The sequence below is a fragment of the Fructobacillus tropaeoli genome (genome assembly GCF_016860625.1).
Lineage (GTDB): Bacteria > Bacillota > Bacilli > Lactobacillales > Lactobacillaceae > Fructobacillus > Fructobacillus tropaeoli.
This window is the reverse complement of the sequence record NZ_BOJU01000006.1, coordinates 114,916-125,936: the sequence shown is the minus strand read 5'-3', so window position 1 is coordinate 125,936 and position 11,021 is coordinate 114,916. Positions and strand designations below refer to the sequence as shown.

Annotated in this window: 7 protein-coding genes and 1 tRNA gene; 5 read left to right on the top strand and 3 right to left on the bottom strand. The window is 45.2% G+C overall.

Features of this window, described 5'->3' with window-relative positions; all coding sequences use genetic code 11:
• The first annotated feature begins 50 nt into the window (after positions 1-50).
• Together FT12353_RS08360 and FT12353_RS08355 are read left to right on the top strand one after the other, a co-directional pair.
• Positions 51-124 (top strand) — tRNA-Ile (locus FT12353_RS08360).
• Between the two features lie 153 nt (positions 125-277).
• The gene (locus FT12353_RS08355) at positions 278-1,492 is read left to right on the top strand and encodes a DUF2075 domain-containing protein (RefSeq protein ID WP_114679986.1); all 1,215 of its coding nucleotides are present in this window, start codon (positions 278-280) and stop codon (positions 1,490-1,492) included.
• A 74-nt stretch (positions 1,493-1,566) separates the two neighbouring features.
• Here the strand turns inward: FT12353_RS08355 and FT12353_RS08350 are convergent, their stop codons facing one another.
• Entirely contained in the window at positions 1,567-2,340 is a 774-nt protein-coding gene (locus FT12353_RS08350; RefSeq protein ID WP_059394184.1) for a TIGR01457 family HAD-type hydrolase, read from the bottom strand.
• A gap of 158 nt (positions 2,341-2,498) precedes the next feature.
• Between FT12353_RS08350 and FT12353_RS08345 the strand changes: the two genes are divergently transcribed.
• Both FT12353_RS08345 and FT12353_RS08340 read left to right on the top strand, forming a co-directional pair.
• Positions 2,499-4,721, top strand: a complete 2,223-nt coding sequence (locus tag FT12353_RS08345; protein ID WP_203619388.1) for an LTA synthase family protein — start codon at positions 2,499-2,501, stop codon at positions 4,719-4,721.
• A 43-nt stretch (positions 4,722-4,764) separates the two neighbouring features.
• Positions 4,765-5,661, top strand: coding sequence for an RluA family pseudouridine synthase (locus FT12353_RS08340; protein WP_203619387.1), 897 nt, complete (start codon positions 4,765-4,767; stop codon positions 5,659-5,661).
• Positions 5,662-5,721: 60 nt separating this feature from the next.
• Here the strand turns inward: FT12353_RS08340 and FT12353_RS08335 are convergent, their stop codons facing one another.
• Positions 5,722-6,459: an MIP/aquaporin family protein gene (locus FT12353_RS08335; RefSeq protein WP_059394186.1), complete on the bottom strand. Its 738-nt coding sequence runs from the start codon at positions 6,457-6,459 to the stop codon at positions 5,722-5,724.
• A gap of 86 nt (positions 6,460-6,545) precedes the next feature.
• A complete protein-coding gene (locus tag FT12353_RS08330; RefSeq protein ID WP_239061203.1) occupies positions 6,546-8,576 on the bottom strand; it encodes a copper-translocating P-type ATPase in 2,031 nt (676 codons plus the stop codon).
• An 890-nt stretch (positions 8,577-9,466) separates the two neighbouring features.
• On the opposite strand from FT12353_RS08330, the gene FT12353_RS08325 reads away from it, so the two are divergent.
• Positions 9,467-10,786, top strand: coding sequence for a chloride channel protein (locus tag FT12353_RS08325; RefSeq protein WP_083994459.1), 1,320 nt, complete (start codon positions 9,467-9,469; stop codon positions 10,784-10,786).
• The last annotated feature ends 235 nt before the right edge of the window (positions 10,787-11,021 follow it).

Sequence of the window (11,021 nt, the reverse complement as noted above, 5' to 3'; positions counted from 1 at the left end):
ATGCGGGTTCGATTCCCGTCATTCGCTTAGGCAAGAAGCCGAAAGAAGATGGGCCATTAGCTCAGTTGGTTAGAGCGCTGTGTTGATAACGCAGAGGTCCCAGGTTCGAGTCCTGGATGGCCCATGATAAAGAAGACCGAGGTCTTCTTTTTTTGTGCAAGAAGTTAAGCCAGTTACTGGTTTTGGCTTCTTTTTTTGTGTTTTCAAATAGCTTTTATCAGCATATTGGTTTTAGAACAACTTTGTCTGACCTATCCAGAAATTGTATAATCAGATTATGGAAAAAATGGGAAATGACAATTTAAAGCCCTTTGATATTGATCATCTGAGTACGAATCAAAGTGGTATTCTTGCTGATTTACAAGAGTACATAAGTGATGGTTTGAAGACACCAGGCCATCACGTAGCGGTGATTGAAGGCGCTGCAGGAACAGGTAAAAGCGTTTTACTAACAAAGCTGTTCAAGAATATTCGCCAAGGTATGAAAGACCCTGACAGCCCCTATCAGGGGTTAAAAACGGTCTTTACCGTTAACCATCCAGAGCTGTTAAAGGTCTACCAGGAAATGGGCGCACGCTATCGAGATCTTTATAAAAAAGATTATGTTCGGCCGACATCACTGATTAATAGTGCGCATAAGACGGATAGTCACTATGATGTTGTTTTAATCGATGAGGGTCATCTCCTACTTAGTAAGCGAGAGCCCTATATTCGCTTTTTTCAGGACAATCAATTAACTGAGATTATCAAGTTAGCGAAGGTTGTGGTCGTTGTTTTTGATTTTCAGCAAGTCATTCAGGGCAAGATGTTTTGGAATGAAAAGCTGTTAAATCAGGTTTTAACCCCCTATGACCATCGAATTTTCCCAATGAACTTTCAATATCGAATGGAAGCTAATGCTTCAGTGTCGACTTGGATTGATAACTTTGTCACTGGCAAACTGTCCCCTTTGCCGGCTGATCAGGGTGATTACGACCTGCGTATCTTTGAACGAGCAGATGCGCTCTTTGCAACGATTAAGGCGCGCAACCAGGAGGGGGGTCTAGCACGTGTGCTGGCAACAACCGGCTTTCAGCGGCGGGCCGATGGTGCCCACCATGTGGTATTGGATGGCTTTGACTTGCCATGGGATGAATTTGATGCGCAGGTTAAGACATGGCCCAACAGACCAGAGTCAATTAACCAGGTTGGTTCCATCTACACGGTTCAAGGCTTTGATCTGAATTATGCGGGTGTCTTGCTGAGCCCAGCATTTGAGTATGATGCTAAGACCGACCGGATGGTCGTTAATCCGACAAAGGTGACTCACAAAGAAATTTATAAAAAGAACCCCAATTTGACTGATGCTGATGCCATCGCCCAGGCCAAGACTGATTTTATGTACAATGCTTTAAATATCTTAGCTAAGCGTGGTAAAAAAGGGCTGTATTTAAAGGCAGCTGACCCAGACCTTAACAACCGCTTGCTTGAATTGCAAGCTCAAGCAAAATAAAAGAAGCCAAAGCCCTTGATTGGGTTGGCTTCCATTTAGAAAAACCGGTTATCCGGTTTTTTTATTCAATTAAATTATTCAACAGACCATTCATCAAAGTTGGCGACAAAATCAGTTGGTTGGTTGACTTCTTTGGCCACTTCAGCCGGTTTGGAAACGCCGGTGTAAACCAGAAGGGTATCGAGGCCGTTTTTGATACCAGCCAGAATGTCGGTATTGTAGTTGTCACCAACCATGACGGGGCGGTCGGGGTGGTTGAGCTTGGCCAGCGCACCTTCCATAATTGGGGCTTCTGGTTTAGCAATAATAGTGGGTTCTACTCCGGTTGCCGTTTTGAGGGCGGCCACAAGAGAACCGGCTCCAGGCAACATACCCTCTTCACTTGGCAGGTTAGTATCAGCATTTGTGGCGATAAACTTTGCCCCACGAGCAATCGCAAAGGTTGCCTCCTTGAGCTTCTGGTAGGTAAAGTGACGATCAAGGCCCATCACCACAACGTTGGCTTCATCAGCGGGTACAAGATCGATACCGGCATTTTCCAAGGCATCTTTTAGGCCAGCTTCGCCAATTAGATAGACCTTTTGGCCATCATCAGTCAAACCTTTAACATAGTCAGCGGTCGCCATGGCTGAGGTATAAACTTGGTCAACCGTTGTTTTGATACCATGGTTGATTGTTAGGTTGTCAGCGACGTCCTTGGCTGTTTTTGTTGAATTATTTGTGACAAACAGGTAAGGAATCTTGGCAGTCTGCAACCGCTCAATAAATCGTTTAGCGGCTGGAATGGGTTGCTTGCCATGGTAGATGGTTCCATCAAGGTCGATTAAATAAGCATTATACTTTGGCATAAAAATATCCTCTTTAGTGGTTCGATTGATTCTATTGTCACGTATTTATTTAAAATTAGCAAGGGAAAAAGAGAGGGTTTTAAAAACAGAAAAAAGATACGTGCTTGAAATGATTTTTAACTGAAAGCCCCCACAAATAGGCGTATAATGGCCTTATTATGGAAAAAGACGTACAAAAAAAGCCGCATCGTTTAAAGGCGGTTTACCAAGCAGGTCGAACAAAAATTCAGACCCGCCTAGGTTTTTATACATTATTAGTTTCGCTATTCATCTTGAAAACTTTTTTGGCTTACGGGATGGATTTTAACTGGATGCACGTGTCGTCATTGTATCAAGTTTTCTTGATGTTGATTAACCCAATCGGGTTTACGATGCTGATTTTTGCGCTGCCGCTGTTTTTTAAGAATCGTAACCTGTATTATGGTGGCATGATGGTCCTTTACACGGCCCTGACGACCTACCTTTATATTAGTGTGACTTATTATCGTGAATTTACTGACTATTTGAGTGTTAACGTGATTTTGAACTACTCGTCAGTTAACCAGGGTGGTAAGGCAGCTGGTGCGATTAGTTTTAGCGCCCACGACTTTTTATTTTGGATTGACGTTGTGATTCTTTTAGGTCTTTTGTTGTTTAAAAAGATTAAGCGTGATCGAAAAGAGGTGCGTCCTGGTAAAACCTCAACCTTGATAGCCATTGGCTGGTTAATAATCATGGCCAATTTGGCACTGGCTGATGTTGATCGGCCCCAGTTGTTGACGCGGCAATTTGACCGGGAATATTTGGTTAAGTATTTGGGTATTGGTCCCTTTACAATCCTCGATGCCTATAACACCTTTAAGACCAGTCAGGTGCGAAAATCAGCAAAACCTGAAGAACTGCAAAAGGTGAAAAAGTATGTTCAAGATCACTACGTTGGCATGAATCCAACCTATGCTGGCAAGGCGAAGGGAAAGAACGTTATTGTGATTCATTTGGAGTCATTCCAGCAGTTTTCGATTGATCGGAAGGTCAATGGACAAGAAGTAACACCGTTCTTAAATTCTTTGTATCACAGCAAGGATACAATTGCTTTCGATAATTTCTTCCATCAAGTTGGTCAAGGAAAAACGTCTGATGCTGAAAATCTATTAGAGACATCGACTTATGGTCTGCCACAAGGTTCGCTCTTTGCCAAGTTGGGCAATGATCAGACCTTCCAGGCCATGCCCGCAATTTTGAACCAACGAGCGGGCTATTCATCAGCTGTTTTCCATGGTAATACCGGATCGTTCTGGAACCGAACGAACGTCTACAAGAACATGGGTTATCAGAATTGGATTTCGGGTGAGTACTTTGATACGAGTGGCAAAAAATCAACCGCTTGGGGCTTGAAGGATAAGTTGCTCTTTAAAGATTCAGTTCCATACCTGGAACGGTTGCAACAGCCGTTTTATGCGAAGTACATCACGGTTTCTAACCATATTCCGTATGAAATTGATAAGGATGACCAGGATCCTAATTTCCAAACGTCTAATTCTGGTTCTAAGTATATTGATAATTACTTTATTACTAACCATTATTTGGATCAGGCCATTAAAGAATTTTTCGATTATTTGAAGAAATCAGGTTTGTACGACAATACGATGGTTGTGCTCTACGGTGACCACTACGGCATCAATAACACGGATACGAAGTATTTGGCCCCGCTTTTGGGCAAGGATCCAAGCAAGTGGACGGATTTGGATAACGAAAACTTGCAACGAACACCGTTGATTATTCATATTCCAGGATTAAAAAATGGAGGCATTAACCATACCTATGGTGGTGAAGTTGATGTGGCTCCAACAATCGAGCATCTTTTGGGGATTTCAAGTAAACGTTATATTCAGTTTGGCCAGGATCTTTTGTCGACGAATCGAAGCCAATTGGTTGTGATGCGTAACAAGGATTGGATGACACCAGAGTATGCTTCTATTTCTGGCACAATCTGGGATACTAAGACGGGTGAAAAAGTCATTGATCCAACGCCCGACCAGGAAAAATTGTTTAACAAGTATCAGACGGAAGCAAACGAAAAGCTTGCCATGTCTGACACGCTGAACCAGAAGAATTTGCTGCGTTTCTACCATCCAGACGGCTTCAAGGCGGTTGATGCAGCAGCCTATGATTATTCAAAGTCGAAGACATTGGCTCGCTTCAAAAAGGCCAATGAAAATCTGAGTTCAACGTCCTTGTACACTCAGCATGGCGATCAGAGTACTGTTGGTGACTATGTCACGAATGCGCCGGAAATTAATGATAGCCCAGATTCATTGCTATCGGACTATCCAGGTGCTTCAGTCGCTTTTGCACCAAGCAATGCAAGTAGTAGTAGTAGTAGCAGTAGCAGCAGTAACTAACACAAAATCAGGGGAAACCCTGATTTTTTACTAGGGAAAAGAAATGGTTGCAAAATATCAACGAGAAATTACCATTACGGATCGCTTTGCTGGCTTGGCGGTGAAAGATTACTTGAAACAGATTTTTTTGCCAAAGCATTTGCGGGGGAATTTACAACAAGCAAGGGGCCTACAGGTTAATGGCCAACAGGTCTCGACAGCACACGTTTTAAGGACTGGTGACCATTTAACCCTGACCTTCCGAGAAGAGGTATTCTTGGACCATCAGGGCCCTTATCCAGCCAATATGGCGGTTTCACTTACCATCGTCTATGAAAACGAGGACCTGATGGTGGTGAACAAGCCCGCCGGGATGAAGATGCACCCGCATTCGCCGACGGAAACGGATACGCTGCTCAATTATGTGAATGGTTATTTTCAAAAAAATCCGCAAAAGTCAGCTGGTCAATTGGCTCAGGCCTTTATGGTCCACCGCTTGGATCGGGCGACCTCGGGCCTGGTCATTGTGGCCAAAAATCCAATAGTGGTGCCGATTCTCAATCGTTTGATTAAAGAAAAGATTATTAAGCGAACCTATCTGGCGCGAGTTACGGGCCGATTTGACCAAAAGACCGGAACGTTTGACCAAAAAATTGGCGATCATCCAAGTGATGACCGCTTGCGCTGGCTTAACCCTGCTGGCCAAAACGCTACTACCCACTATCAGGTCTTAGAAGAGGAGAGTGAACGCGACGAAAGTCTTGTTCGTCTTGAGTTGGAAACGGGTAGGATGCATCAACTGCGGGTTCATTTAGCCGGTAACGGTCACCCCATTAATGGGGATGATTTGTATCACGGCAAGGCTGGCAAGCGCCTGGCCCTGCATTCAACGGCTCTTTCATTGATACTGCCCTTTACTGGTGATCGAGTTTTGTTGGAGGAGCGAGATAGATTGATTTAAAAATTAGCAATTAAAAAGGTCCTGACTTTCTAGTCAGGACCTTTGTTGTGTTATGAAAGATTATTCGGCAACTGATTTAACAGTGTCATCGTCTTCGTTCATGAAATATTTAACGACCAAGCCGGCTAAGAGGCCACCCAAAATCTCGGCAATTAAGAAGTACCAGAGATGGGCAGAGGAGGCCAAACCCTTGTAAAGAGCTGGAGCAAGGACGCGGGCTGGGTTAACCAGGCCGTTTGTCAGTGGATAAGTCACAAAGGAAATCAGGGTAAAGCTAATCCCAGTGATGGCAGCGCTTTGCTTGATGTGCTTTTTCAATGCAACTAGGGTGATAAAGACTAGGACGAAGGTAAAGAACAATTCAATGGCCACTGCTAGCCAAACGGAAATGGCACTGGCTGCTGATGGTTCTAACAAGGAGAACAATTGGCTTGCCTTAACAGAAGACGTTGATGAAGAGGATGAGGAGCTTTGCTGTGCATTAATGATTGGGATTAACGTATAAACCGAAAGAGTCAATCCGGCAAAGGCACCAAGGAATTGGGCGAGGAAATAACCGCCAAAGGTTTTCCAAGAGATGTCTTTGTTGATGGCTGCTCCTAAGGAAACGGCGGGGTTAAAGTGACCACCGTTAGCCATGGGACCAAAGATAAACATCAAGGCTGCTAATGCCAGGCCGAAAATTGCCATGGCATCAAAGAGCTGACCGGTTTGGAAGGTCGTGACGTAAATCAAGGCGGTGGTGGCGAAGATCACCAACAGCATCGTCCCAAAGAATTCTGCAAAATACTTGCGCATAAAAAAAGCTCCTTTTATTTGTACTCAACTGCTCATTATACAGCTTTGACATAAAAGAAACTTTAAAAATTCTAATCTTTGCTCGCTTACTTGTGTAAGAGTAACGCATTGATGGCCACAACAACCGTTGAAAGTGACATCACGATGGCTCCAATCAATGGGTTTAACATGATGCCGGCAAAGGCGAAAAGACCGGCGGCGGTTGGAATGGCTAAGATGTTATAGCCAGCTCCCCACCAGAGGTTTTCAACCTCTTTGCGGTTAGCGTTATGGGCTAAGTTAATTAAATCGATAATCTTTGGTAGCGATTGCGAAATCAACACGGCGTCGGCTGATGCCTGGGCTACGTCGGTTCCTGCACCAATGGCCACTGACAAATCAGCTTGGGCCAAGGCTGGAGAATCGTTAATCCCATCACCAATCATCATGGTCTTACCCTTTTGTTGGTACTGCTTGACCAAGTTAATTTTGTCTTCTGGTGAAACTTCTGCCTGGACAACATCGATTCCTAATTCTTGGGCAACCTTATTGGCCGTCTTTTTGGCATCACCCGTGACAAGGACAGGGGTAATTTGGTGGGCCTTGAGTTGGGCAATAAAGTCTTTGGCTGATTCTTTAATGCTGTCACCGAGGGAAACGGCAGCCAAGACTTGATGGCCGTCGGTTAGGTAGGAGATGGAACCATCGGCATCCAGTGGTTCGAAGTCGATGTGTTGTTCCGTTAGGTAACGTGCTGAAACCAGGGAGTATTGCTGATTGTTAACGGTTCCACTAATCCCAGCCCCGGCAATGGTTTGAACATCTTGTCCGGCCGTGACGGTCACACCATCGTCCTGTGCTTTTTGGACGATAGCCTTGGCCAATGGGTGGGATGATTGTTGTTCGAGGGCGGCCATGATTGCGAGGGCATCGTGGTCGCTGATTTTGTTCGTGACTAATTTCTGCACTTGGAAGTGACCGTTAGTCAAAGTGCCGGTCTTATCCATTAGGGCATAATCTAAGTGCTTAGCTGACAGCACTGCGCCGTGCTTCTTAATTAGAATACCATCCTTGGCTGCCAGTGCCTTGGTTCGTTGGATAACCAATGGAATAGCCAAACCTAAAGCGTGTGGGCAGGCAATGATGAGTGTTGTTACGGCGATGTTAAAGGCGGTTGTCAGGCCACTGATGGCCGTCCAGATAAAGAGTGCCAAGATGGCAGCCGTTAAGCCAACCCAGAAAAGCCAGCCGGCAACCTTATTGGCTAATGATTCGGCCTTGGAGGAGCTGGCTTCGGTTTGGTTCAAAGTCTTTTTGAGGTGGCCGATAAAGGAATCATCACCGACGGCTGAAACCTGAACAAGTAAAGTACCTTCACCATTAATTGTGCCACCAATGACGGAGGACTTTTCAGCCTTTTTGACCGGCTTTGATTCACCGGTCATGAGGGATTCGTCTACTTGGGATGAACCTGAAAGGACGGTTCCATCGGCAGGGAAGGATTCACCGGCCAAGACCCGAACGACAGAACCATTCGTGAGGTCACTGACGGGCTTGTCGATGAAGGAATCGCCTTCCTTAACATGGGCCGTTGCTGGAGTAAGCTTTGAAAGTTCGGAGGTTGCGTTGCCGGCCTTCATAGTGGCTTGCATTTCGATCAGGTGCCCCAAGAGCATGATGACGACCAGGGTACCGAATTCAAGGAAGTAGTCCATTGCATCGACCTTAAAGAAGGTCTTGGCGATAAAGGCATAGACGGAAACCCAGAAAGTAACCAAAAGTCCCATGGAAATCAGCGACATCATCGCTGGTTTCTTTTGCTTCAACTCGATTTTCGCGCTCGAAAAGAAGGGTTGTGTACCAACGGCATACATGGCAACCGCCAAAATCAGCATTACCCAGTTGGAACCGGGGAATGTCAATGTAATGGGTAGGTCAACGCCCATAAAGGGAGCGACGAAAAGGAGTGGAATTAAGAGGGCGAAAGACCACCAAAACCGCTGCTTCATGTTGCTGTGATTCATTGGCATACCGCCCATGTCACCCATGCCAGACATATCGTGGTCCATGTGGCTATGATCCATTCCAGGCATGCTACCCATGTTCGACATGTCGTGGTTTTGGTGGTCCATCTTCATCTGACCATCGTGCTCGTGGCCCATCTGCGTGTGGTCGCCATGCCCTTGATGATTATGGTCGTGCCCCATATCCATGTGCCCCATGTCACCGTGGTTTTCATGGGAGCCTCCCATATCCATGTTGCCCATGTCGCTGTGGCCGTCATGGGCATGGTGATCCATCTTCATTTGGCCATGGTCCATTTGCATATGGTTGCCGTGCCCTTGATGATCATGGCTCATATCCATGTCGCTCATGTCACCGTGGTCGTCATGAGAATTGTCCATCTTCATCTGACCATGGTCCATATTCATGTGGCCGTCGTGACCTTGATGGTCGTGGCTCATATTCATATGAGCCATGTCTGTTTTGCTGTTTTCTTCATGGTTGTCGTGATTCATGTGACGGTTCTTGTCAAAGTCGTCTGCCATAAAAGAACTTCCTTTCTAAAAACGAATTTATTTCTTTACCGGTCTAACTTAAAACAAATTCTAATATTATGCAAGTTTTTGAGCTTTCATTTAAAAAATCAATGAAAATGATTTTAGCTAAAAAAGCTGATAAAAAGGCAATAGTGCGCTTTTTAAGATGCTAATTCTTCCCTTTAACAACAAAGAATTAGGGCTGATTTTTCAATGATTGGTATAGTTTCTTTTTCTTTGTAATCGTCAAGAATTTGACTTCGGGTGAAAATCAGGCTGTTATTAGCGCGAGGTTTGGCAGAAAAGACTTTTAACCAGCTTCTTGCATTTTTTGGCCAAATTATGTACATTAGTATGCGGTTATTTACCGCTTATTCTGCGCATGGTTGAGCCATTTTCGGCCAAAAAGGAGACCCTGATTTGCCCAATGAAATTGTCAGAATTTAAATGTTTTCAAATAATCCGATTACCTATCTAAAGGGGAAATTATGGCTAATCAAAATGAACAGTCGCTAGCGGCTGAATTTAAAGAAGAGGAAAGCGCCTTCTGGTCACTGGGGATTGCAACAATCGTGTTGGCGGTGGTTATCGGCTTTGCCGCACTCTTGTTGTCACTCTTTTTGGAACATGTGGAAGTTTTGTTCTTGCACTTCCATGAATCGTTCCGCCACTATAGCCCAAACAGCGCCAGTCCACTGCGACGTTTTCTATCGGTTGTGATCGGCTCGACCATTGCCGGCTTTGTTTGGTGGGCGATTCGTTCCCGTGGACGCAAAATTGTTGGCATTAATGCTGCTTTGAAAGGTGACGAAATGCCACCGATTAAGACGGCCTTAAACGTTTTGGCTCAGATGTTCTTTGTTGGAACGGGTGGGTCCGTTGGTCGGGAGTTAGCGCCTCGACAAGCCGGGGTCATGCTAGCCCAGGTTTATCAAAAGAAGACTGCCAAATGGCGGTTCTTGAAGTTGAGCCAGGAGGATCAAAAATTACTCTTGGCCGCCGCTGCTGGGGCCGGATTTGCCGGCGTTTATATCTCGCCAATTACGGGGATGCTGTTTGCCGTTGAATTGCTGTTGAAGAAGGCATCCGTGAAAACGATTTCGGTGTCTTTGATTATGTCGACGATTGCTGCTTTGATGGGGGCAATTGTGAAGGGCTTTGATCCTTACTATGCCTTATCAAAGGCTGATCACTTCTCGCTGATTTTACTGGTTGTTTCGCTCATCATCGGCCCAATTGCCGGTATCTTTGGGGCATGGGCAAAGCAAGCCTTTGCCTGGGCGCAGAAATATCAGGCGAAGGGAAAGTGGCTTTGGCTAACGATGCCTTTGGTCGGGGTCGTCACTGGGTTAACTGCCTGGGCCTTCCCTTACGTGATGGGAAATGGTCGTGCTACTGCCCAGTATGCCTTTTTGCAAACGGACCATCACTTGCTATACTTCTTCATCGCCCTTGGTTTAGCTAAATTTGTGATGACCTTCTTGAGTCTTTACGCCGGTGGAACGGGTGGCACGTTGACACCATCGATTGCATTGGGAAGTGTCTTGGGCTTGGTTGCTTCCGTGCCTTTGGCACCACTGTTCCCAGGCATCTCACCTTGGCAGTTCGCTTTGATTGGTGCCGTTGCTTTGTTGGCAGCCTCCCAGCAAGCGCCACTGATGGCCATGTTTATGGTCTTTGAAATCAGTCATTTGGACTATTCAGCTTTGATTATCTTTGCCCTTGCGGTGGCCTTGTCATCGTCAACGGCTAAGATTTATTTGAACTGGTGTGACCGTCGTGCTGCAGCAAAATCTAAATTAAGTTAATTTCACTAGAAATGTCAGAATGTTTTTCAACATTCTGGCATTTTTTTATTACAGATAATACATAGGAAAAATGCGGGTTTCTGCCCATTGTTCGCCTTTAGTCTAGAAAACCCTTTTTATATGAGAAAATTATTATTAAAGAGCGAACACAAGTCGCGTCAGTTTTGTTATCATGTGTTTAAAGCGAACTGCACTTTTTGAAAGTGGCTCTATATCGATAAAACACGAACAATAC